Annotated in this window: 22 protein-coding genes; 11 read left to right on the top strand and 11 right to left on the bottom strand. The window is 63.6% G+C overall.

Annotated elements, in window-relative coordinates:
* Positions 1-83: 83 nt before the first annotated feature.
* Positions 84-926 carry a LysR family transcriptional regulator gene (locus AB5Y80_RS18420; RefSeq protein WP_226044882.1) on the top strand — a complete coding sequence of 281 codons (843 nt, stop codon included), beginning with the start codon at positions 84-86 and terminating at the stop codon, positions 924-926.
* Positions 927-942: 16 nt separating this feature from the next.
* Here AB5Y80_RS18420 and AB5Y80_RS18415 read toward each other — a convergent pair whose 3' ends face one another.
* The 3 genes from AB5Y80_RS18415 to AB5Y80_RS18405 form a co-directional block, all read right to left on the bottom strand.
* Positions 943-1,410 carry a GyrI-like domain-containing protein gene (locus tag AB5Y80_RS18415; RefSeq protein ID WP_368173322.1) on the bottom strand — a complete coding sequence of 156 codons (468 nt, stop codon included), beginning with the start codon at positions 1,408-1,410 and terminating at the stop codon, positions 943-945.
* A gap of 20 nt (positions 1,411-1,430) precedes the next feature.
* Entirely contained in the window at positions 1,431-1,586 is a 156-nt protein-coding gene (gene rsmS / locus AB5Y80_RS18410) for a pleiotropic regulatory protein RsmS (protein WP_010674200.1), read from the bottom strand.
* A gap of 84 nt (positions 1,587-1,670) precedes the next feature.
* The gene (locus tag AB5Y80_RS18405) at positions 1,671-2,138 is read right to left on the bottom strand and encodes an acyl-CoA thioesterase (RefSeq protein WP_010674201.1); all 468 of its coding nucleotides are present in this window, start codon (positions 2,136-2,138) and stop codon (positions 1,671-1,673) included.
* A 172-nt stretch (positions 2,139-2,310) separates the two neighbouring features.
* Between AB5Y80_RS18405 and AB5Y80_RS18400 the strand changes: the two genes are divergently transcribed.
* The gene (locus AB5Y80_RS18400; RefSeq protein ID WP_042015902.1) at positions 2,311-2,961 is read left to right on the top strand and encodes a tellurite resistance TerB family protein; all 651 of its coding nucleotides are present in this window, start codon (positions 2,311-2,313) and stop codon (positions 2,959-2,961) included.
* Positions 2,962-3,115: 154 nt separating this feature from the next.
* Positions 3,116-3,574: an N-acetyltransferase family protein gene (locus AB5Y80_RS18395; protein ID WP_368173321.1), complete on the top strand. Its 459-nt coding sequence runs from the start codon at positions 3,116-3,118 to the stop codon at positions 3,572-3,574.
* Positions 3,575-3,600: 26 nt separating this feature from the next.
* Here the strand turns inward: AB5Y80_RS18395 and AB5Y80_RS18390 are convergent, their stop codons facing one another.
* Entirely contained in the window at positions 3,601-5,049 is a 1,449-nt protein-coding gene (locus tag AB5Y80_RS18390; protein WP_368173320.1) for a PLP-dependent aminotransferase family protein, read from the bottom strand.
* 120 nt (positions 5,050-5,169) lie between these two features.
* Here AB5Y80_RS18390 and AB5Y80_RS18385 point away from each other — a divergent pair, with 120 nt between their 5' ends.
* From AB5Y80_RS18385 to AB5Y80_RS18375, 3 genes are read left to right on the top strand one after another with little or no spacing between them, the layout of a single operon-like run.
* Complete coding sequence (locus AB5Y80_RS18385; RefSeq protein WP_368173319.1) at positions 5,170-6,741, top strand: cytochrome ubiquinol oxidase subunit I; 1,572 nt, start codon at positions 5,170-5,172, stop codon at positions 6,739-6,741.
* The gene (gene cydB / locus AB5Y80_RS18380) at positions 6,741-7,868 is read left to right on the top strand and encodes a cytochrome d ubiquinol oxidase subunit II (RefSeq protein WP_198497445.1); all 1,128 of its coding nucleotides are present in this window, start codon (positions 6,741-6,743) and stop codon (positions 7,866-7,868) included. Before AB5Y80_RS18385 ends, cydB begins: the two co-directional genes overlap by 1 nt.
* A 28-nt stretch (positions 7,869-7,896) precedes the next feature.
* Positions 7,897-8,010 (top strand): CydX/CbdX family cytochrome bd oxidase small subunit, encoded by a 114-nt coding sequence (locus tag AB5Y80_RS18375; RefSeq protein WP_010674207.1) that lies wholly within the window; start codon positions 7,897-7,899, stop codon positions 8,008-8,010.
* Positions 8,011-8,073: 63 nt separating this feature from the next.
* On the opposite strand, the gene AB5Y80_RS18370 is transcribed toward AB5Y80_RS18375, so the two are convergent.
* From AB5Y80_RS18370 to AB5Y80_RS18350, 5 genes are all read right to left on the bottom strand, one after another.
* Positions 8,074-9,243, bottom strand: a complete 1,170-nt coding sequence (locus AB5Y80_RS18370) for an MFS transporter (RefSeq protein WP_042865230.1) — start codon at positions 9,241-9,243, stop codon at positions 8,074-8,076.
* A 544-nt stretch (positions 9,244-9,787) separates the two neighbouring features.
* Positions 9,788-10,591, bottom strand: coding sequence for a 2,5-didehydrogluconate reductase DkgB (dkgB, locus tag AB5Y80_RS18365; RefSeq protein WP_368173318.1), 804 nt, complete (start codon positions 10,589-10,591; stop codon positions 9,788-9,790).
* Positions 10,592-10,658: 67 nt separating this feature from the next.
* Positions 10,659-10,949, bottom strand: coding sequence for a putative quinol monooxygenase (locus AB5Y80_RS18360; RefSeq protein ID WP_368173317.1), 291 nt, complete (start codon positions 10,947-10,949; stop codon positions 10,659-10,661).
* A 153-nt stretch (positions 10,950-11,102) separates the two neighbouring features.
* Complete coding sequence (locus tag AB5Y80_RS18355) at positions 11,103-11,468, bottom strand: VOC family protein (RefSeq protein ID WP_103859102.1); 366 nt, start codon at positions 11,466-11,468, stop codon at positions 11,103-11,105.
* 19 nt (positions 11,469-11,487) lie between these two features.
* Positions 11,488-11,874 carry a DUF6404 family protein gene (locus AB5Y80_RS18350; RefSeq protein ID WP_103859103.1) on the bottom strand — a complete coding sequence of 129 codons (387 nt, stop codon included), beginning with the start codon at positions 11,872-11,874 and terminating at the stop codon, positions 11,488-11,490.
* Between the two features lie 168 nt (positions 11,875-12,042).
* On the opposite strand from AB5Y80_RS18350, the gene AB5Y80_RS18345 reads away from it, so the two are divergent.
* Positions 12,043-12,945 carry a LysR substrate-binding domain-containing protein gene (locus tag AB5Y80_RS18345; RefSeq protein WP_368173316.1) on the top strand — a complete coding sequence of 301 codons (903 nt, stop codon included), beginning with the start codon at positions 12,043-12,045 and terminating at the stop codon, positions 12,943-12,945.
* A gap of 181 nt (positions 12,946-13,126) precedes the next feature.
* Here the strand turns inward: AB5Y80_RS18345 and glpK are convergent, their stop codons facing one another.
* Positions 13,127-14,629, bottom strand: a complete 1,503-nt coding sequence (gene glpK / locus AB5Y80_RS18340; protein WP_201894855.1) for a glycerol kinase GlpK — start codon at positions 14,627-14,629, stop codon at positions 13,127-13,129.
* 54 nt (positions 14,630-14,683) lie between these two features.
* Entirely contained in the window at positions 14,684-15,532 is an 849-nt protein-coding gene (locus AB5Y80_RS18335; protein WP_042880435.1) for an MIP/aquaporin family protein, read from the bottom strand.
* Between the two features lie 490 nt (positions 15,533-16,022).
* On the opposite strand from AB5Y80_RS18335, the gene glpT reads away from it, so the two are divergent.
* From glpT to glpQ, 4 genes are all read left to right on the top strand, one after another.
* Positions 16,023-17,378, top strand: coding sequence for a glycerol-3-phosphate transporter (gene glpT, locus AB5Y80_RS18330; RefSeq protein WP_010674232.1), 1,356 nt, complete (start codon positions 16,023-16,025; stop codon positions 17,376-17,378).
* 101 nt (positions 17,379-17,479) lie between these two features.
* Positions 17,480-18,238, top strand: coding sequence for a DeoR/GlpR family transcriptional regulator (locus AB5Y80_RS18325; protein WP_010674233.1), 759 nt, complete (start codon positions 17,480-17,482; stop codon positions 18,236-18,238).
* 450 nt (positions 18,239-18,688) lie between these two features.
* Entirely contained in the window at positions 18,689-20,176 is a 1,488-nt protein-coding gene (glpD, locus tag AB5Y80_RS18320) for a glycerol-3-phosphate dehydrogenase (protein ID WP_049636196.1), read from the top strand.
* 102 nt (positions 20,177-20,278) lie between these two features.
* Positions 20,279-21,358 (top strand): glycerophosphodiester phosphodiesterase, encoded by a 1,080-nt coding sequence (glpQ, locus tag AB5Y80_RS18315; protein ID WP_041215472.1) that lies wholly within the window; start codon positions 20,279-20,281, stop codon positions 21,356-21,358.
* Positions 21,359-21,414 lie beyond the last annotated feature (56 nt).

Raw genomic sequence — 21,414 nt, 5'->3', positions numbered from 1 at the left:
GAGGGTCGCCGCATCATTTGGAAATTAAATGATAAAATGACTTCCAGTGGTTTTATAAATGGAGATTGCCCATGGAGCGCCCCCTGCTGGACCCCCAATTGCTGCAGAGCTTCGTCGCCATCGTCGAAACCGGCAGCTTTACCCGCGCCGCCGAGCGTATCCACCTCACCCAGTCCACCCTGAGCCAGCAGATGCGCCGCCTGGAGCAGCAGCTGGGTTGCACCCTGCTCGACCGATCCGGTCGCCAGGTGGTGACCACGGCCCAGGGGGAGACCCTGCTCGGGCTGGCGCGCCGCATCCTGGGGCTGCTGGCCCGGGCGGGGGAGCGGGTGAGCGAGGCGAGCCACCCACTGCGCCTCGGGGTGCCGGAGGATTTTGCCGCGGGGGCCATGACCCCGGTGCTGGCCGCCTTCGCCCGCGCGCACCCGCAGGTGCGGCTGGAGGTGCAAAGCGATCTCAGCCATGCCCTGTGGCAGGCGTTCGAAGGGGGAGAGCTGGATCTGGCCCTCATCAAGCAGGGGCGCGGCCAGGGGGAGCCCATCGCCCGCTGGCGCGAGCCCCTGGCCTGGGTTGACAGCCGGGAGTGGCCCGCCGCCGGGCGCGACCCCCTGCCTCTGGTGGTGTTTCCAAGCGAGGGGCTCTACCGGCGCCAGATGACCGACGCCCTGGATGCCGAGGGGATTCCCTGGCGCATCGCCTACGTGAGCGGCAGTCTCGCCAGCCTGCAAGGGGCGGTGAGCGCGGGGATCGGGGTCAGCCTGCTGCCGGCGCGTCTGCTGCAACCGGAGCAGGTGGTGCTGGCCCACTGGCCTGCAGTGCGCTCGGTGGAGCTGGCCCTGCACCAGGGGCCGGGCACGAGCGAGCCCCTCGCCCGCCTGGGGGAGGCGCTGATCGCGCTCTGTGACGAGGTGATGGGGCCGAGGTAGCCCGGGCGGTCAGGGGTCAGGCCAGGGCCTGTTTTGGCACCACGGCGAGCCAGATTTCCACTTCGCCGCTGCCGGTGGCGGCGTCAAAGCGGGCGCCGTAGCGCTCGAAATCCGGCTGCTGGGCAGATTGATAGTCCGATTGCGCGAGCCACGCCAGGGCCTGGCACCAGGTGTGCGGCAGGGTCGCGACATGCCCCTGATGCAAGAAGATGGCGTAGGTCTGGGGGGCGATGCGCATGCGGCCAAGCCCGGGAGGCAGCACCTCCAGGGCGGCGACCTCCACCCCGCAGAGGTATTCGCAGTGGGTGTCGGTGGCGGCGCAGATGACGCCATAGGCGTGCTCACCGAGCTGCCCCGGCAGGGGAAGCAGGGCGCTGAGGTCGCGCCACTGGCCGGCGAAGTCCCCCTGCTCGAAGGGGTGGTGACGGCGCAGCCCCCCGAGGAGCATGGCGCGGCCTTGTTCGATGCGAATGGGGGCTGACATGGTGCCTCCTGCGGGGGCGCTCAGGCCTCCCGACCTTCCTCGAGCTTGCGCTCATAATCCCGGCGAACGATGGCGAGTGCCGCCAGGGCCAGCGCGGGGGCGATGTGGTTGGTTTCCAGCAGTTCAATCAGATCCACCGCGAGCTGGACCTCGGGGGGGGCATTTTCCAGGGACATCTTGGGTTCTCAAGGGCAAGGGTGGTCGCCATTATAGCGCCCGGCGGCGCGAAGACACGCCCCGGCTGCCCGGGGCGGGACGGGTCACATGTGCTGTCGCATCTCCTTGTCCAGCTCCTCGCGCAGGGCCATCAGCTTTTTGGCGTACTGCTGCAACTGCAGATCGCTCTCGCTCACCGGCTGCCACTGGGGCACCGGAGTGGGTTTGCCATGCTCGTCCATGGCCACGAAGATGATGATGCAGTGGGTGGTCTTGCGCCGCTCCGGGTCGGTGGGGTGGCGGCTGTAGACATCCACCGCCAGGTGCATGCTGGTGGTGCCGGTGTGGATCACCTTGGCGTGCACCTCCACCAGTTGGCCTATCTGGATTGGGCGCAAGAAGCGGATGCCCCCCACATAGACGGTGACGGCATAGCCGCCACACCAGCCGGCGGCGCAGGCGTAGCCGGCCTGGTCAATCCACTTCATCACCATGCCGCCATGGACTTTGCCGCCAAAGTTGACGTCGGCGGGTTCGGCGAGAAATTGCAGGGTCAGTTCACGGGCGCTCATGGTACTTCCTTATGTCGAGGCAAGGGGGGACTCCTTGGCTGTCCCCCGGGGACAATAACAGCGGGTGGGGCCGGCACTGATCCAACCAGCGCCTTTCTTGCCTGCGCCGTCATTCACCTTGAGTTCAGCGCAGGCGGCCCAGCATGACTCATCACGCGAGGGAGGAGGCCCCATGAAACAGATGCTGGAGCAATTGATGGGAGCTGGCAAGGGCTGGCTCAACGACGGTGGTGACACGCGCAAGGCCCAGATGAAGGGCATGGCGCAGGGGGGATTGGCCGCCGGGGCCATGGCGCTGCTGCTTGGCAACAAGAAGATGCGCAAATATGGCACCAAGGTGGCGGCGGTGGGGGGGGCGGCAGCCCTCGGGGGGCTGGCCTACAAGCTCTATCAGGACTGGCAGACCCAGCAGTCCACCCCGGCCCAGCCGACCCAGCCCCTCGACACCCTGGAGGGCAAGGCCCTGGATGCCCGCGCCAATCTGCTGGTGCGCGCCATGGTGGCGGCGGCCCGGGCCGACGGCCACATCGATGCCGCCGAGCGCCAGAAGATCCAGGAGTACCTGACCGAACAGGGGGAGCGGGATGCGGCCCGCTGGATTGACGCCGAGCTCTCCCGCCCCCTCGACCCCCATGTCCTGGCGCGAGAAGTGACGGACATGGAGCTGGCGACCGAGGTCTACCTCGCCTCCCTGCTCACCATCGAGGTGGATCACTTCATGGAGCGCGGTTATCTGGACGAGCTGGCGCGCGCCTTGAAGCTGGATGACAACCTCAAGGGGAGCATAGAGCGCCAGGTGGCCCAGCTGGGGGCGCCGGGCTGAGCCCGGGAGTCAGCGGATGTACAAGGCCCCGTCATGGGGCCTTGTCGTTGCCGGGGGCTGTTGATTGCCGTGACGAGCCGATAAGATGCGGGTTCCAAAGGGTGACCGCCGAGCCTCTTTCCTCGCTGGCGACCCTCACTGCAAGGAGCATCAGGTGGACATTCGCAAGGCAACTGAACAGGATATCGACGCCATTCTGGCCCTGAACCGGCAGATAGGTCAGCTCCACTTCGAGCAGGTGCCCGAGGTGTTCTGCCCCCCGTCCCCGGAGGACAGGGCCTTCTTGCTCGGCGCCATTGCCGACGAGGCGCGTCTTTTCTGCGTGGCGGTGGTGGCGAGAGAGGTGGCGGGCTTTCTCACCGCCCGCATCGACCTCAACGAGAGCGTCCCCTTTCTCAGCAAGCTGCCCGTCTGCCGCATCACGACCGTGGTGGTGGATGAGGGGCTCCGCTCCCGGGGCATCGGCCGGGCGCTGATCGCCCACGGGGACCAGTGGGGCAAGGCGCGGGGCGCAAGCCAGCTGCGCCTGGAGGTGATGGCTTTCAACGAGCGGGCCAGGGCCCTCTACGAGCGACTGGGCTTCAAGGCCCAGTCACTGACCATGGCCAGATAAGGCGCACTCGCTTGCAAAAGGGCCCGTTACGGGCCCTTGTCGTGTGAGGCGTCAGGGGGGCTCTGCCAGGTTTCCCGTTGCCGGGCGATGAGGTCTGCAAGCCGGTTGAGCGCCGCGTCCAGTTGCGGGCTCCAGGGATGGGAGCTGTTGAGGCGCAGGCAGTGGTTGTGCTGGCCCTGGCTGGAGAAGAGGGCCCCGGGGGCGATGGAGACCCCCGCCTCGATGGCGCTGGCATAGAGCGCCCGGCCATCGAGGCGGGCGTCAAATTCGAGCCAGAGAAAGTAGCCTCCGTCCGGGGAGGAGATACGCGCCTCGGGGAAGAGGCGCATCAGGGCTGCCCGCATCTGCTGCTGGCGCTGGGCCAGGGTGTGGCGCAGGCGGCGAAAGTGGGCGTCCACCCCGCCCTGGCGCAACATGTCGGCCAGCGCCAGCTGACTGGGCACATTGGTCGAGAGCGTCGACATCAGTTGCAGCCGCTGGATGCGCTCGGCGTGGCGCTTGGCCACCACCCAGCCGACCCGAAAGCCCGGCGCCAGACACTTGGTCCAGGAGCCGCACAGCAGGCTCTCTCCTCGCGCATCCCAATGGGTGATGGGCCTTGGCCGCTCGCGCCCGACATAGAGCTCCGCATAGACGTCATCCTCCACCAGGGGGACCTGATGGCGGTTGAGCAGCGCCATCAGCGCCTGCTTGTGCTCATCGGGCATGGTGTGGCCGAGGGGGTGCTGCACATTGCCCATCAGCCAGCACGCCTTGACGGGGCGCTGGGCGAGGGCCTCCTCCAGCAGGGCGAGATCGATGCCCACCCCGGGGATCACCGGGATCTCCACCACCTTGAGCTTGAGCCGCTCGATGGCCTGCAGGGCGCCGTAGAAGGTGGGGGACTCCACCACCACCCAGTCGCCGGGCTCGGTCAGCACCTGAAGACTGAGGGAGAGCGCCTCCATGGCCCCCGTGGTGATGATGATCTGCTGGGGATCCACCGCCATCCCCTCGCCGGCGTAGCGCCGGGCGATGGCGCGGCGCAGTGCCTCGTTGCCGGGGGGCAGATCTGCCACCGTGCTGAAGGGATCGAGGCGGCGCATGCAACTGCCGAGGGCCCGACCGAGCTGGGGGTGGGGGAAGAGGGTAGGGTCCGCCACCGCCATGCCAAGGGGCACCAGTTCCCGTGACTTGCTCGCCTGCAGCACCTCGAACACCAGATCGTTGATGTCCACCGAGCCGCTGTAGCGGGCCTGCTGGGGCTGGCTCTCCCGCCGGGCCGTGCTCGCGGCCTTGACGTAGTAGCCGGACTGGGGCCGCGCCAGGATGAGGCCCCGGCTTTCGAGCAACTGATAGGCCTGGAGCACCGTCATGGGGCTGAGGCCATGGGTCTTGCAGCTCTGGCGGATGGAGGGGATGCGCTCCCCCGGCTGCCAGAGGCCGCTCGTGATCTGCTGTTGCAGCTGGTCTGCCAACTGGCCGTAGCGGGACATGGTGGGCCCAAACTGTTATAGGTGTTTTTCACTATAACTGCATCTGTTATAGGTGTCATGGACCATGGTGTACTTGGCGGGCGAAAACCTGTCCGTTAAATGCAACATAGAGAGTCATGCATGATAAGCCTGGATGATGTGGTCAGCCTCTCCCGAATACAGTTCGGGGCGACGGCGATGTTCCACTTTCTGTTTGTGCCCCTCACCCTGGGGCTGTCCTGGATCCTGGTGATCGCCGAGTCGGCCTACGTGATGACCGGCAAGGTGATCTACAAGGACATCACCCGCTTCTGGGGCAAGCTGTTTGGCATCAACTTCGTGATGGGGGTGACCACCGGGATCACCCTGGAGTTCCAGTTCGGGACCAACTGGGCCTATTACTCCCACTATGTCGGCGATATCTTCGGCACGCCGCTGGCGGTGGAGGGGCTGATGGCCTTCTTCCTCGAATCCACATTGGTGGGCCTCTTCTTCTTCGGCTGGGACAAGCTCTCCCGCGGTCAGCACCTGCTGGTGACCATGCTGGTGGCGCTCGGCTCCAACCTCTCCGCCCTCTGGATCCTCATCGCCAACGGCTGGATGCAAAACCCGGTCGGCGCCGAGTTCAACCCCATGACCATGCGCATGGAGCTGGTGGATGTGGCCGCGGTCATCTTCAACCCGGTGGCCCAGGTCAAGTTCGTCCACACGGTGGCGGCAGGCTATGTGGCGGCCTCCCTGTTCGTGATGGGGGTGAGCAGCTGGTATCTGCTGCACGGCATGGAGGTGCGCTTCGCCCTGCGATCCTTTGCCATCGCCTCGGGTTTTGGCCTCGCGGCCATCCTCTCTGTCATCGTGCTCGGGGACGAGTCGGGCTATCGCTCGGGGGAGGTGCAGAAAGTCAAGCTCGCCGCCATCGAGGCGGAGTGGGAGACGGAGCCCGCCCCGGCTTCTTTCACCCTGTTCGGCCTGCCGGATCAGCGTGCCGAGACCACCCACGCGGCCATCAAGATACCCTATCTGATGGGCATCATCGCCACCCGCTCCCTGGATGAGCAGGTGACGGGGCTCAAAGATCTGAAAGCGCAGCACGAGGCGCGCATTCGCAGCGGCATGCTGGCCCACGAGGCGCTCGAAGCGATGCGGGCAGATGGCAGCAACCAGGCGGCCCGCGCCACCTTCGAGCGCCACCGCAGCGATCTGGGCTACGGCCTCTTGCTCACCCCCTATGCCAAGGAGATCGGCAAGGCGGACGAGGGGGCCATCGCCAAGGCGGTGGCGGACTCCATCCCCCAGGTGGCGCCACTGTTCTGGAGCTTTCGCCTGATGGTGGGCATCGGCGTGGCGCTGCTGGCGCTCTTTGCCGCCGCCTTCCTGCAGCTGTGCCGGGGCAGGCTGGTGCAATCCCCGCGGCTGCTCAGGGCCTTGCTCTGGTCTATTCCGCTGCCCTGGATTGCCATCGAGGCGGGCTGGTTCGTGGCGGAGTTCGGTCGCCAGCCCTGGACCATCAGCGACGTGCTGCCGGTGTCGGCCTCCGTCTCCCTGCTGCAACCGGGGCAGCTCTGGTTCAGCCTCATCGCCATCTTCTTCATTTACAGCAGCCTGCTGGTGGTGGAGCTGTTCTTGTTGCGTCATGTGATCCGCAAAGGGCCTGCCAGCCTGCAGACGGGTCGTTATCAAGGTGAAGTGTTGCAAAACGGGAGTCCTGCCTGATGGATTACGAAACCCTGAAAGTGATCTGGTGGGGGCTGGTGCTCTTCCTGCTGGTCGGCTTCGTGGTGATGGATGGCTTCGATCTCGGGGTCGGCATGCTGCTGCCCGTGGTCGGCAAGACGGATGACGAGCGGCGGGTGCTGCTCAACAGCGTGGGGCCGGTGTGGGAGGGCAACCAGGTGTGGCTCATCGCCGGTGCCGGCACCCTGTTTGCCGCCTGGCCCCTGGTCTATGCCGCCGCCTTCTCGGCGCTTTACGTGCCCTTCATGTTCCTGCTGTTCGGCCTCTTTTTGCGCCCGGTGGGCTTTGACTATCGCAGCAAGCTGCCGGACCCGGTCTGGCGCCGCTGGTGGGACCGCGCCCTGGTGGTGGGTGGTCTGCTGCCGACCCTGGTGTTTGGTGCCACCCTTGGCCTGGTGCTGCAAGGGCTGCCGTTTCGCTTCGATGCGGCCCTTCGCATCCACTATGGCGCCTTTGCGTTCCACTGGCCGCTGCTGTTGACCGCCATGGGGACGGCGCTGGCGCTGCTCTTGCTGCACGGTGCCAGCTTCCTGCAGTGCAAGACCCAGGGGGCCATAGCGGCGCGCAGCGCCCGCCTCGCCCTCTGGCTCGGCCCCCTGGCGAGCGCCCTCTTTGCCCTTGGCGGCGTCTGGCTTGGAGAGATGGCGGGGTATCGCATCATGGCCATCGGCGATCTCAACGGCGCCCTCACTCCGCTGATGAAAGAGGTGGTGGCGGTGCCGGCGGGTTGGCTTGGCAACTTTGTCGCCCATCCGGTGCTCTGGGCCGTGCCTGTGCTCGGGCTCCTGCTGCCCCTGGTGTGCGCGCTGGCAAGCCGCCTCGGCAAGTCCGGGCTGGCGCTCGTGGCCAGCGGCGGTGCCTGCGCCGCCATGATGCTGACCGTGGCCATCGCGCTCTTCCCCTTCGTGCTGCCCTCGTCCCTGGATCCGGCCAGCAGCCTGACCCTGTGGGACAGCACCTCTAGCGAGCGCACCCTGCTTATCATGCTGGGGATCGTCGGGGTACTGATGCCGGTCAACATCGGCTACACCCTCTGGGTCTACCGGGTGGTGCGCGGCAGGGTCAGCGCCGAGCAGGTGCGCCAGCACGGCCACAGCCTCTACTAATCCGCTTCAACACAAGGATCAATGCGATATGTGGTATTTCACCTGGTTGCTGGGGCTGGGGTTCGCCCTGCTCTGCGGGCTGGTCAACCTGCTCTGGCTGGAGGCGCGCTGGGCCGCCGATGAGGATCTCAAGGAGCCCTGAGCCTCGCATCTTGCCCATGAAAAAAGGCCGACACAGGATGTCGGCCTTTTGCTTGCCCGGGGGTCAGGCAAGGGCGGCGCGGCGCTCGCCCGCTTCGCTGACATGGGTGAGGCCGTAGGCCAGCAGCACGATGAGGGCGCCAATCCAGGGGGTGTGCATCAGGCCGAGGTGCTCCACCACGAAACCGCCGACCACGGAGCCCAGCGCAATGCCGACGTTGAAGGCGGCGATGTTGAGTCCGGAGGCCACATCCACGGCATTGGGGGTGTGGCGCTCGGCCTGTTTCACCACCAGTACCTGCAGACCCGGCACGTTGCCAAAGGCGAAGGCGCCCCACACCAGCACGGTCAGTACCGCCAGCACCGGGTGCGGCGCGGTGAAGGTGAGCACCAGCAGCACCACGGCGAGCCCGGCGAACAGCAGCTTCAGCGCAGGCAATGGGCCCATTCGGTCGGCGAGTTTGCCGCCCCAGATATTGCCGACGGCGACCGATACCCCGTACACCAGCAGAATGAGGCTCACCGCGCCGGCGCTAAAGCCGCTCACCTGTTGCAGGATGGGGGCGAGGAAGGTAAACGCCGTGAAGGCACCGCCATAGCCGAGCGCCGTCTTGGCGTAGACCAGAAGCAAGGGCTTCCTGGTGAGCACCGAGAGCTGCTCGCGAACGCTGGAGGCGGCCCCCTTCGGCAGGTTCCCCGGTACCAGCAGCATGCTGCCCACCATGGCGACGAGGCCGAGCAGGCTCACCACCAGGAAGGTCTCGCGCCAGCCAAAGACCTGACCAATCCAGGTGCCAAGCGGGACGCCGGTCACCAGGGCGACCGTGAGGCCGCTGAACATGATGGCGATGGCGCTGGCCGCCTTCTCTTTGGCCACGAGACCCGTGGCGATGGTGCTGCCTACCGAGAAGAAGACCCCGTGGGCCAGCCCGGTGAGAATGCGGGCCACAATCAGGCTCTCGTACCCGGGGGCCTGCCAGGCCAGCAGGTTGCCGACGGTGAAGAGGGCCATCAGCCCCACCAGCAGCCACTTGCGCGGCAGCTTGCCGGTGAGCGCCGTGAGCACGGGGGCGCCGATGGCCACCCCAAGGGCATAGAGGCTGACCAGGAGGCCCGCCGAGGGGAGCGAGACATTGAGCTGCTCGGCGATGGTGGGGATGAGCCCCACGATCACGAATTCGGTGGTGCCTATGGCAAAGGCACTTAAGGTGAGGGCAAATAACGCCAGTGGCATAACAACTCCTTGGATTGGGACTCCCGACGGGAGAATGGCGCCAGTATGCCGAGGGTGTTTGTTGGTAAAAATGACGACAACGTCAAATTACTTTTGCCAAATCAGCAGCAATGGGACCGTGAAATGGGGTATTGGGAATGGCGGAGGCCGCGAGGACAAGCGCGGCCATGCAGCACAAGTTGAATGCAGAGGCAAAGCCTGTAGAGGCAAGGCGTATAGAGGAAGCTGGGGACAAAAAGGCAGGGGCACAAAGAGGAAAGGGCAAGGGAAGGTGGCAGTCGCGCCCGGTATTGAGACAAAAAGACGGGAGGTACAGTGCCTCCCGCTCAGGTTCTCGTCGATGGTGTCGGGTTTTCTTTGCTCCCTTCTCCCCTTGCGGGAGAAGGGCTGGGGATGAGGGGGCTATCTGGTTTAAGGCCTGATGACCTGAATAGAAGAGCCTGCCCTCACCCTCTCCCTCTCCCATAGGGAGAGGGGATAGCCCGTGGTTGCAGTCTGTTCGTGAGGGTCGCCGCTATCCACCGCCGAATCGAGAGGCCATGGTTTAATCCCAATTCGGCGCAAAGTCCGGGTTGGCGCAGCGCTCACCCCGATCCAGGGTGGCGATGGCGGCCATCTCATCGCGACTGAGTTGCACCTTCAGCGCAGCCAGGTTGGCGGCCAGATTCTCCCGTTTGGTAGAGCTCGGGATCACCGTCATGCCCTGGGCCAGCAGCCAGGCCAGCGACACCTGGGCCGCCGAGACGCCGTGGCGCTGGCCGATCTCCATCAGCAGCGGCTCGGCGAGCACCTTGCCATAGGCGAGCGGCATGTAGGCGGTGATGGCGATATCGTGCTCCTGGCAGAATTCGACCACCTTGCGGTTTTGCAGCAGGGGGTGGATCTCCACCTGCTGGTGGGCGATGGCGCCCGGTCCCAAAATCTCGATAGCCTGTTTAAGCTGGGCCACGGTGAAGTTGGAAACCCCGATCTCCCGGGTCAGGCCCCGGGCTTTGGCCACGGCGAGCTGCTCCAGATAGACCGCCATCGGCACCTCATCCTGGGGGGAGGGCCAGTGAATGAGCGCCAGATCCAGATAGTCGGTGCCGAGTTTTTCCAGGCTCACTTCCAGGCTCGGGATCACCTTGCCCGGACCGAACTCGCTGGTCCACACCTTGGTGGTCAGGTAGATATCCTGGCGGGGCACGCCACTCTCGCTCATCAATTGGCCGACTTCGGCCTCGTTGTCATAGATCTGGGCGGTATCGATATGGCGGTAGCCAAGTTCCAGCCCCTGGAGCAGGGAGTCGCGAAGGGGCTGATCTTTCAGGCGGAAGGTTCCAAGACCCAGGTTGGGCATCTTCATCATCAAATTCCTCAGGTTAGTGTTTCTACGCTCAAATGATGGGCTTTGCCTGCGCCGAGGGCGGAGGCAGTCAGGCGCGCCGGTAGCGGCTCACGACCCGGTTGGCAAACCAGGGGGAGGCGAGGCTGGCAAAGGCGATGTAGTGGGGCTGCTGCTGGTGGGCGAGCAGGGCGGCTTCACTCTTCCACTCCTCGTACAGCATCCAGCTATGGGGGCTCTCCAGGCTCTGGTGCAACTGGTAGCGAAGGCACCCCGGCTCTTGCAGGGTAGCGGCGATCAGCGGCTCGAGGGCGGCGCGAAACTGGGCGGCGAATTCGGGTTTGGCGTCAAGCTGGGCAATCACGATCAGGGGGGATGGCATCTGAACCTCCTCGTTAAGACGGGAGTCAGTATGCCCGCCCCAGACTGGGGGATACAGGGCAGCAGTCGCAAAACACTATTGAGGTGAGTGCAGCAATGTGGCCTCCCCATGGCTGGTCGTGGTGCAGGTGGGCCAGGGGAGGGCGGAGTATTATCAGGCGCTGGCCGGTTCGGACCAGACCGCAAATTCATTGCCGCTGGGCTCGACAAAGTGGAAACGGCGGCCACCGGGAAAATCGAACAGGGGGCGCACTATGGTGCCCCCTGCGCCGCCTACCTTGCTCTGAGTCGCCTCAATATCGGCGCTGTAGAACACCAGGAGCGCCCCGCCCTGAGCACTCTGGCTGCACAGATCGGCGCGGTAGAAGCCGCCATCCAGCCCTTCTCCCTCGAAGGCGCAATAATCGGGGCCGTAGTCGGCAAACTGCCAGCCAAAGGCGGCGGTGAAGAAGGCTTGGGTGGCGGCAAGATCCCTGGCCGCAAACTCCACATAGTTCAGTTTTTCATGGGCCTTGGTCATGGGCTCTCCTTGTCGGTGATTATTTCGGTTGCCAGCGCTTTTGCGTGGGGCTCGTGGAGTGGGGCAAGGCGTCCCAGGGGGTCAGCTTGAGCTGCTTGCGCCGAAACCAGAACCAGGTCCCCATCAGCAGACCGAGCCCGATGCCAAACAGCAGGCTCTGGCGCAGGGCAAACCCCGGGCTCACCTCATCCTGCCAGCCGAGGCACCACATCAACACCCCCCAGATAGCGCCGATGGGGAGTCCCAGGGCAAGAACGTTGATCATAAAGCGTTCGTAGTGGGGCGGCCTGATGGTGAACCCCGCCTTTCGCAGCAGCCAGATGATCGGCGGGTTGTAGTTGAGCGTTTGCACGCCCTTCTCGGCCAGCTCCCGATGGGCGGCGGCCAGCCTGTTGTCGAATGTCATGGATCGTCCCTGTCATGGTGTGGCGCCATACGGTGCCGGTTGGCGGCATTGTACTGGCAAGGGCGCAGATAAAACAGGTGGTGCGTCACGATATGAAGCGACGCCTGTCTTGCCAACTCCCGGCCATTTCGCCTATAAAGGCCCATTACTCTTGCCTGGATAACAACAATGAAGACCCATTCCGATGAACTGACCCTGTTTGTGGCCGTGGTGGAGGCGGGCAGCTTTCGCCAGGCGGCGGAGAATCTCGGCATGGATAATTCCGTGGTGAGCCGCGGCATCAAGCGCCTCGAAGAGAAGCTCGCCACCGTGCTCCTCAACCGCACCACAAGGCGGGTCAGCCTGACCGAGGAGGGGAGCTGGTTCTATCAGCGGGCGGTGAAGATCCTGACCGAGATGAGCGAGGCGGAAGGGTTGCTGCTGATGCGCCGGGAGCAGCCGGAGGGCATATTGCGGGTGGACGCCGCCACCCCCTTCATCCTGCATAGATTGGTGCCCATCATCGGCGAGTTTCGCCGCCGCTACCCCGCCATCGAGCTGCAACTGCACAGCTCCGAGGGTTTCATCAACCTGATGGAGCGGCGGGTGGACATGGCCATTCGCATCGGCGAGCTGACGGACTCCTCCCTGCGGGCCCTGCCCCTTGGTCGCTCCAGGCTGCGGCTGCTGGCCTCCCCCGACTATCTGAAGGCACGCGGTACCCCGCGCCAGCCGGCTGACTTGCTGGCTGGCCACGAGCTGCTCGGTTTTTTGCACCCCGATCACCTCAATCATTGGCCCCTATTGAGCGAGGAGCAGGGGGACCGATTCGCCATCACCCCGACCCTGCGGGCCAGCAGCGGGGAAACCTTGCGTCAGCTGGCGCTGGCGGGGCAGGGGATCGTCTGCCTGTCGGACTTCATGACGAGGGATGACAGGGCGAGCGGGGCGCTGGTGGAGGTGCTGGCCCGCAGCAACAGCGGCGCCTCGCGCCCCATCCATGCGGTCTTCTACTCCGATGCCCAACGGGACATCCGGCTGCGGGTCTGGCTCGATTTTCTGAAAGAGCAGCTCGGTGCTGAGGCGTTGTAGAGGGCTTGTCGACAGTTCCAACCCCCTCCACGAGGGGGAGGGGTCATTTTCTCCCACCCCTTGGCAAGGGAAGGGTTGGGGTCGGGGGCGGTCAGAACAGTCGTGCTCGCCAATAAAAAGAGGCCGACATCGCTGTCGGCCTCTTTGCTTTTTTCATCTCAAGGACGCGTCGGTTACCCCATCACTCCTCTTCGGCCCAGCGGCGTGAGCGTTCCACCGCCTTCTTCCAGCCGTTGTAGCGCTTGGCGCGATCGTCACGGTCCATCTGCGGAATGAACTCGCGGTCCACGCTGAACTTGTCTTCCAGCTCTTCGGAGCTCTTCCAGAAGCCCACGGCGAGGCCGGCCAGGAAGGCGGCGCCCATGGCGGTGGTCTCGATGCGGGTCGGACGCACCACAGGGGTGTGCATCATGTCAGCCTGGAACTGCATCAGGAAGTCGTTGGCCACGGCGCCGCCATCCACCTTCAGGGCTGCCAGCTTGATGCCGGAGTCCTGCTGCATGGCATCCAGTACGTCGCGGCTCTGGTAGGCGATGGATTCGAGCGCCGCACGGATGATGTGGTTGCGGTTGGCGCCACGGGTCAGGCCGACCATGGTGCCGCGAGCATACGGATCCCAGTAGGGGGCGCCCAGGCCCACGAAGGCCGGCACCAGGTAGACGCCGTTGGTGTCGCCTACCTTGCTCGCGAAGTAGTCGGTATCGCGGGCATCGTGGATGATCTTGAGCTCATCGCGCAGCCACTGGATGGTGGCGCCGCCCATGAAGACCGCCCCTTCCAGTGCGTAGTTCACTTCCCCTTTCGGGCCGATGGCGACCGTGGTCAGCAGGCCGTTGCTGGAGCGAACCGGCTCGGTGCCGGTGTTCATCAGCATGAAGCAGCCGGTACCGTAGGTGTTCTTGGCCATCCCTTTTTCGAAGCAGAGCTGGCCGAACAGGGCGGACTGCTGGTCACCGGCGATACCGGCGATGGGGATGCGGGCGCCGCCGCCACGGGTGGTGTAGCCATAGACCTCGGAGGAGGGTTTGACTTGCGGCAGCATGGAGGCGGGGATGCCCAGCTCGTCCAGCATGCGCTCATCCCACTTCAGGTCGCGGATGTTGTAGAGCATGGTGCGCGACGCGTTGGTCGGATCGGTGACGTGCACCTCGCCGTTGGTCATCTTCCACACCAGCCAGGTGTCGATGGTGCCGAACAAGAGCTCGCCGTTCATCGCCTTCTCGCGGGCCCCTTCCACGTTGTCCAAGATCCACTTCACCTTGGTGCCGGAGAAGTAGGCATCCAGCACCAGGCCGGTGTTCTCGCGCACATACTCTTCCAGGCCGCGCGCTTTGAGCTCCTCGCAGATGGCGGCGGTGCGGCGGCACTGCCAGACGATGGCGTTGTAGATGGGCTTGCCGGTGGCCTTCTCCCACACCACGGTCGTTTCACGCTGGTTGGTGATGCCGATGGCGGCAATCTGCTCGCTGTGCAGGCCGCTCTTGGCCAGCACTTCGGTGAAGACGGAGGACTGGGTCGCCCAGATCTCCATGGGGTCGTGCTCAACCCAGCCCGCCTTCGGGTAGTGCTGGGTGAATTCGCGCTGGGAGGTCGCGACTATGTTGGCATCCTGATCGAAGACGATGGCACGGGAGGAGGTGGTGCCCTGGTCCAGCGCAACGACAAATTTCTTTTCAGCAGACATGATGTTCTCCACGTTTTTATTTTCCACGTTGTTACACGTTGGGGAGGGCCGCTCTCAGGCGGCGGCCTCTTCTTTGTTAGACAGCTTGGAGGCTTCTTCGGTGGCGACGCGGTTGCCCGGGACGCAGGGAGCCAGCACTTTCACATACAGGGCGGTACCGATCTGGGCGCCGACGATGGGGCCAAGGATGGGGACCCAGAAGTAGGGGTTGTCACGACCACCGGTCAGGGCCACGTCACCCCAGCCAGCCACGAAGGCGAACAGTTTGGGGCCGAAATCACGGGCCGGGTTCATGGCAAAGCCGGTCAAGGGGCCGAGGGAGGCGCCGATCACCGCGATCAGGATACCGATGAGCAGGGCGGCGGCGAAGCCTTTGGGGGCGCCGTTGTTGTTGTCACCCAGTGCCATGATGCCCAGCATCAGGACGGCGGTGATCACCATCTCGACCGCGAAAGCCTGCATGTTGGAGAGCAGGGCATTGGGGTAGGTGGAGAAGATGCCCGCAGTGCCAAGGCTCTCGACGCTGCCGCGCACCACGTTGTGGGTCAGCTCCCACTGGGTGAACAGGTTGCTGTAGAGGGCGTAGACCAGGGCGGCGGAGGCGAATGCCCCGGCTATCTGGGCGATGATGAAGGGCACCACCTTGCGCTTGTCAAAGCCGCAGAAGGTCATCAGCGCCAGGGTCACGGCAGGGTTGAGGTGGGCACCGGAGATGCCACCGGTAACATAGATGGCGATGGCGACACCCAGGCCCCAGGTAATGGAGATTTCCCATTGCCCGAAGTTGGCGCCAGCCAGCACCAGGGCGGCCACGCAACCGACGCCGAAGAAGATCAGCAGGCCGGTGCCGATAAACTCGGCGAGGCACTCGCCAAGCAGGGTATTGGGTCTTTGTATGCTCATAGTTGTTATTCCTTATATCCACCCACAGTAGGTTTGATGTTCCGTTTTGTTATCTTTCATTCCCATTCATTGCGCCCGAAAACGTTTCTTCTTGTTTTTTGAGCTTGCGCAAACGTTATGCTCGTTTGCGCTCGTTCTTGGACGAGAGAGAAAATAAACCTTCTGCGTCAATTCACCATACCCCCGCCACCGGAAATGTGGGCAAGATCCCATTCATTGCTAAGAAAATGTGACGAAAAGCAACAGTTATCGGCCATATTACTCCTTAGTGAGTAGCTAAAGGCCACGCCATACGTGGGCTGACCCTGGATGCGCGTTCACTCACTGCGTCACAATTTTTGTAATAAAACTGCAATAATTTAGCGCTCATCACAGATCAAATGTTCACAATTGAGCATAATTGGCTCGCTTGCGAATTAAGACGCGTCTGATCGCCGGCATGAGCGGGGCGTCCTCAACCGCCCAGAACAACAATAAAAGGAAGCAGAACATGCTTAGTCTCTTCAGGCCTGCACCCCATATCGACCGGCTGCCGGCCGACAAGGTGGATCCCTTCTACAAACGCATGCGTTGGCAGGTGTTCTTCGGGATCTTCTTCGGGTATGCGGGTTACTACCTGGTACGGAAAAACTTCAGTCTGGCGATGCCCTACCTCATCGAGCAGGGCTTCTCCCGTGGGGATCTGGGTCTGGCGCTGTCCGGCGTCTCCATCGCTTACGGTCTCTCCAAATTCCTGATGGGGAACGTGTCGGACAGATCCAACGCGCGCTACTTCCTCTCCGCCGGTCTGCTGCTCTCGGCAGGCATCATGTTCATGATGGGGACCATGCACTGGGCTACCTCCAGCATTGGCATCATGTTCGTGCTCCTGTTCCTGAACGGCTGGGCACAGGGCATGGGCTGGCCTCCCTGCGGCCGTACCATGGTGCACTGGTGGTCACAGAAGGAGCGGGGTGAGATCGTCTCGGTCTGGAACGTGGCCCACAACGTGGGCGGCGGCATGATAGGCCCCCTGTTCATCCTCGGCATGGGCTGGTTCAACGACTGGCGCAGCGCCTTCTATGTGCCTGCGGCGGCGGCGGCGGCCATCGCGGTGATCGCCTTCTTCGTGATGCGCGATACCCCGCAATCGGTCGGTCTGCCCCCCATCGAGGAGTACAAGAACGACTACCCGAAGGATTACAACGAAAGCCACGAGCAGGAGTTCTCCGCCAAGGAGATCTTCATGAAGTACGTGCTGCACAACAAGCTGCTCTGGTACATCGCCATCGCCAACGCCTTCGTCTACCTCATCCGTTACGGCGTGCTGGACTGGGCGCCCACCTATCTGAAAGAGGCCAAGGACTTCAGCGTGGATCACTCCTCCTGGGCCTACTTCCTCTATGAGTGGGCGGGGATCCCGGGCACCCTGCTGTGCGGCTGGATCTCCGACAAGATGTTCAACGGCCGCCGCGCCCCGGCAGGCATCCTGTTCATGGTGCTGGTGACCCTCTCCGTGCTGGTCTACTGGTTCAACCCGGCGGGCAACCCGACCATCGACATGATGGCCCTGGTCGCCATCGGCTTCCTCATCTATGGCCCCGTCATGCTGATCGGCCTCTACGCCCTGGAGCTGGCGCCCAAGAAGGCGGCCGGTACCGCGGCGGGCTTCACCGGCCTGTTCGGTTATCTGGGTGGCGCGGTCGCGGCCAACGCCATGCTGGGCTATACCGTTGACCACTTCGGCTGGGACGGCGGCTTCATGGTGCTCACCGTCTCCTGCGTGCTCTCCATCATCCTGCTGGCCATGACCCTCAAGCACGAGAACGAGTCGATTGCCGCCAAGGCGGCTGCCCATAAGGCATAAAACGTGATCCTGCCCTTATCGATTGGAAAAGGGATCAGGTACACTGCCAAAGGCCCCGCACCTGCCGGGGCCTTTTTTCGTCTCATCTGCGGAGTGCAAGCGTGAAGCAAACCCAACGACATCTGGAGATCCTGGACGTCCTGACCCGGCAGGGTTTCGTCTCGACCGACGATCTGGTGACCCATTTTGACGTCAGCCCCCAGACCATTCGCCGGGATCTCAACGATCTCGCCGAACAGAACAAGATCCGGCGCCATCACGGCGGGGCCTCACTGCATTCGAGCACCGTCAACACCGCCTACAGCGCCCGCAAGGTGATGCAGCTCAAGGAGAAGGAGCGCATCGCCCGGGAAGTGGCCGCCAACATCCCCGACGGCTCGTCGCTCTTTATCGACATCGGCACCACCACCGAGGCCATCGCCCGGGCCCTGCTCGACCACCGGGAGCTGCGCGTGGTCACCAACAACCTGAACGTCGCCAGCATCCTGACCGCCAAGGATGACTTCACCGTCATCATCGCCGGCGGCGAAATTCGCAACCGGGATGGCGGCATCGTCGGGGAGGCGACCCGCGACTTCATCGGCCAGTTTCGCATGGACTACGGCGTCATCGGCATCTCGGGCATCGACAGCGACGGCTCCCTGCTCGATTTCGACTATCACGAGGTGAAGATCGCCCAGGCCATCATCGCCCACTCCCGCCAGGTGTTCCTGGCCGCCGACCACACCAAGTTTGGCCGCAACGCCATGGTCAACCTCGGCAATCTCAACCAGATCCACGCCCTGTTCACGGATCAGGAGCCGCCGGAGAAGCTGATGCGACTGATGTCCCAGCATCAGATCGCCTGCCATATCTGCTGAGCTTCCCCGCACAGGCATCAGGCCGCCTCGGGGCGGCCGCTTTTTTTTCCTGGCCCTCCCGGCCTGCGGCGTCTCCCTTGCGGCGCCAAAGAGGCCAGTTCCTGGCGCTGATACTCCTTCTTTGACCCCCTGATGTTGCCCCCGCACTCGGGCACCCGGTTTGCACCGACGCCAGGCGCCAGCGAGGAATTCACGCCATCGCCTTCATCACCTTGCCCCATGGGCACCCCCATCCGTGACTCTTTGTTCTCCTCCCTGCCCGAAATGGCTGTTTCCGGCAGACCTTAGCCTTGCCAGGCCGTCACCGACTGGCAGCATTTTTAGCATTGTGAAAACAATCGCGATCACATTTCTCTCACGAAATGTTCGTTTATTGGTTTTTCATGTTCTAATATGAGCGAAATCAAACATTGCTGTCATGGCAAACACAAAATAAGAAAGTAGGTGAACATGAGCGAACATTATGATCTGGTCGTCGTCGGCGGCGGCATCAACGGGGTCGGCATCGCGGCAGATGCGGCGGGGCGGGGGCTGAAGGTGGCGCTGTTCGAGGCGAGCGATCTCGCCTCTGCCACCTCGTCCAACTCCAGCAAGCTGATCCACGGCGGCCTGCGCTACCTCGAACATTACGAATTCCGGCTGGTGAAAGAGGCGCTGGCGGAGCGGGAGGTCCTGCTCGGCATGGCTCCCCACATCGCCCGTCCCATGCGTTTTCGTCTGCCCCATCGCCCGCACCTGCGTCCGGCCTGGATGATCCGAGCCGGTCTCTTCCTTTATGACAACCTGGCCAAGCGGGACAAGCTCAAGGGGAGTTGCGGCCTGCGCTTTCTGCCGCAGGACGGTCTCAAGAGCGGCATCAACAAGGGCTTTGAATACTCGGACGCCTGGGTCGACGACGCCCGGCTGGTGGTGCTCAATGCCATGCTGGCGCGGGACAAGGGCGCCGATGTGCAGACCCGTACCCGCTGCGTCAAGGCGGTGCGCGGATCCAAGCACTGGACCCTGACGCTGGAGCGGGAAGGGGGCGAGCAATTCACCGTCAGCTGCCGTGGTCTGGTCAATGCGGCGGGCCCCTGGGTCAAGACCTTCTATGACGAGAGCCTGAGCGAGAAATCCCCCCGCGGCATTCGCCTCATCAAGGGGAGCCACATGATAGTGCCGCGCATCCATGAGCGCGAAGAGGCTTACATTCTGCAAAACGAGGACAACCGCATCGTCTTCGTCATCCCCTACCAGCAGGACTATTCCCTCATCGGCACCACGGACGTGGAGCACAAGGGCAGCCCGCGGGAAGCCAAGATCAGCGATGCCGAGATCAACTACCTGTGCAAGGTGGTCAATGCCCACTTCACCAGGCAGATAAGCCCGGCAGACGTGGTGTGGACCTATGCCGGGGTGCGCCCCCTGTGTGACGACGAGTCCGATTCACCCCAGGCGGTGACGCGGGACTACACGCTCGAGCTCAGTGGTGAATCCGACGGCGCGCCGCTCTTGTCGGTGTTTGGCGGCAAGCTCACCACCTACCGCAAGCTGGCCCAGGCCGCCTGCAACAAGCTCAAGCCCTGGTTCAGCCAGATGGGAGAGGACTGGACCGCCTCCTGCCGGCTGCCCGGTGGCGAGTTCGACTGCTCGGTGCGTGAACTGGCGCGTGCCTTTGCGCTGGAATTCGACTGGCTCGACGATCGCAGCGCCCTGCGCATCGCCGAATCCTATGGCGCTCATGCCCGCCTCTGGCTGAAGGAGGAGCGCGGCCAGCACTTTGGCGCCGGGCTGTATGAATCCGAAGTGCGCTATCTCATCGCGCGCGAATGGGCTCACTCTCTGGAGGACATCCTGTGGCGCCGCAGCAAGCTGGGGCTGCGCCTGTCGGAATCCGAACAGCAGCAGCTCGGTGCCTGGCTGCTCGAGCACCACCACGCCCTGCCCGAAGCCTGCTGATGACCCATGGCGGGCGGCCTTTGCCGCCCGCCGTCAAACTGCAATAAACCCCTGCTATAACAATTACCTGCATCCTACACACCATAACAACGAGATCTCTTGATGAAGCAACCTCACCGTACCCTGATAGCCCTTGGCCTCGGGGCTGCCCTGGCGCTGCCCGCACTGGCGGCCGACGAAGGCAAAATCGTGATCGCCCACCGTGGTGCCTCCGGTTACCTGCCGGAACACACCCTGGAATCCAAGGCCCTGGCCTATGGCATGGGCGCCGACTATCTGGAGCAGGACCTGGTGATGACCAAGGATGACCAGCTGGTGGTGATGCACGATCACTTCCTCGATGGCATCACGGACGTGGCCGAGCGCTTCCCCGGCCGGGCCCGCCCGGACGGTCGCTACTATGTGGTGGATTTCACCCTGGACGAGGTGCGCTCCCTGCGCATGACCGAGCCGTTCCAGCTGGTGGACGGCAAGCAGGTGCCGGTCTATCCGGCGCGCTTCCCGCTGTGGAAGTCCAGCTTCAGGATCCACACCTTCCAGGAAGAGATCGAGATGATCCAGGGGCTCAACAAGAGCACCGGCAAGCACATCGGCATCTACCCGGAGATCAAGGCTCCCTGGCTGTTCCGCCACGAGGGCAAGGACATCTCCAGGGCGGTGCTCAAGGTACTGAAGGAGTACGGCTACACCAGCAAGAACGACAAGGTCTATCTGCAGTGTTTCGATGCCAACGAGCTCAAGCGCATCAACGGCGAACTGATGCCCGCCATGGGTATGGACTTGAAGTTGGTGCAGCTGATGGCCGAGACCGACTGGAACGAGACCATGGTCTACGACGCCAAGGGCAAGGCGACCCCCTATGACTACGACTGGATGTTCAAGCCGGGGGCCATGAAGACCATCGCCACCTATGCCGAGGGGATAGGTCCCTGGAAACCCATGGTGGTGACCGAGCCGGGCACTCCTGGCAAGCCGGTCTTCACCGGCATGGTGAAAGAGGCCCACGCGGCCGGCCTCAAGGTGCATCCTTATACCTTCCGTCAGGATGAGGGGCAGATCCCGGCCTATGCGAAAGACTTCACCGACCTGCTCAACATCTTCCTCTACCAGGCCGATGTGGATGGGGTATTCAGCGACTTCCCCGACAAGGCGGTCGAGGCTATCAAGGCCCACGGCAAATAATAAAAGAAGAGCAACACGGGAATGCAAGCGGGGCCAGGTGCCCCGCTTTTTTATGC

The sequence above is a fragment of the Aeromonas sp. R2-1 genome (assembly GCF_040908425.1).
GTDB classification, from domain to species: Bacteria; Pseudomonadota; Gammaproteobacteria; order Enterobacterales; family Aeromonadaceae; genus Aeromonas; species Aeromonas caviae.
The sequence above is the reverse complement of the archived record's forward strand: the minus strand, read 5'-3'. Positions and strand labels throughout refer to the sequence as shown.

Coding starts and splice junctions, on each gene's coding strand:
- AB5Y80_RS18415 (WP_368173322.1), bottom strand. CDS start 1,410: ATGTCAGCCCCCATTCGCATCGAACAAGGCCGCGCCATGCTCCTCGGG.
- rsmS (WP_010674200.1), bottom strand. CDS start 1,586: ATGTCCCTGGAAAATGCCCCCCCCGAGGTCCAGCTCGCGGTGGATCTG.
- AB5Y80_RS18405 (WP_010674201.1), bottom strand. CDS start 2,138: ATGAGCGCCCGTGAACTGACCCTGCAATTTCTCGCCGAACCCGCCGAC.
- AB5Y80_RS18400 (WP_042015902.1), top strand. CDS start 2,311: ATGAAACAGATGCTGGAGCAATTGATGGGAGCTGGCAAGGGCTGGCTC.
- AB5Y80_RS18390 (WP_368173320.1), bottom strand. CDS start 5,049: ATGTCCCGCTACGGCCAGTTGGCAGACCAGCTGCAACAGCAGATCACG.
- AB5Y80_RS18385 (WP_368173319.1), top strand. CDS start 5,170: ATGATAAGCCTGGATGATGTGGTCAGCCTCTCCCGAATACAGTTCGGG.
- cydB (WP_198497445.1), top strand. CDS start 6,741: ATGGATTACGAAACCCTGAAAGTGATCTGGTGGGGGCTGGTGCTCTTC.
- AB5Y80_RS18375 (WP_010674207.1), top strand. CDS start 7,897: ATGTGGTATTTCACCTGGTTGCTGGGGCTGGGGTTCGCCCTGCTCTGC.
- AB5Y80_RS18370 (WP_042865230.1), bottom strand. CDS start 9,243: ATGCCACTGGCGTTATTTGCCCTCACCTTAAGTGCCTTTGCCATAGGC.
- dkgB (WP_368173318.1), bottom strand. CDS start 10,591: ATGATGAAGATGCCCAACCTGGGTCTTGGAACCTTCCGCCTGAAAGAT.
- AB5Y80_RS18360 (WP_368173317.1), bottom strand. CDS start 10,949: ATGCCATCCCCCCTGATCGTGATTGCCCAGCTTGACGCCAAACCCGAA.
- AB5Y80_RS18355 (WP_103859102.1), bottom strand. CDS start 11,468: ATGACCAAGGCCCATGAAAAACTGAACTATGTGGAGTTTGCGGCCAGG.
- AB5Y80_RS18350 (WP_103859103.1), bottom strand. CDS start 11,874: ATGACATTCGACAACAGGCTGGCCGCCGCCCATCGGGAGCTGGCCGAG.
- AB5Y80_RS18345 (WP_368173316.1), top strand. CDS start 12,043: ATGAAGACCCATTCCGATGAACTGACCCTGTTTGTGGCCGTGGTGGAG.
- glpK (WP_201894855.1), bottom strand. CDS start 14,629: ATGTCTGCTGAAAAGAAATTTGTCGTTGCGCTGGACCAGGGCACCACC.
- AB5Y80_RS18335 (WP_042880435.1), bottom strand. CDS start 15,532: ATGAGCATACAAAGACCCAATACCCTGCTTGGCGAGTGCCTCGCCGAG.
- glpT (WP_010674232.1), top strand. CDS start 16,023: ATGCTTAGTCTCTTCAGGCCTGCACCCCATATCGACCGGCTGCCGGCC.
- glpD (WP_049636196.1), top strand. CDS start 18,689: ATGAGCGAACATTATGATCTGGTCGTCGTCGGCGGCGGCATCAACGGG.
- glpQ (WP_041215472.1), top strand. CDS start 20,279: ATGAAGCAACCTCACCGTACCCTGATAGCCCTTGGCCTCGGGGCTGCC.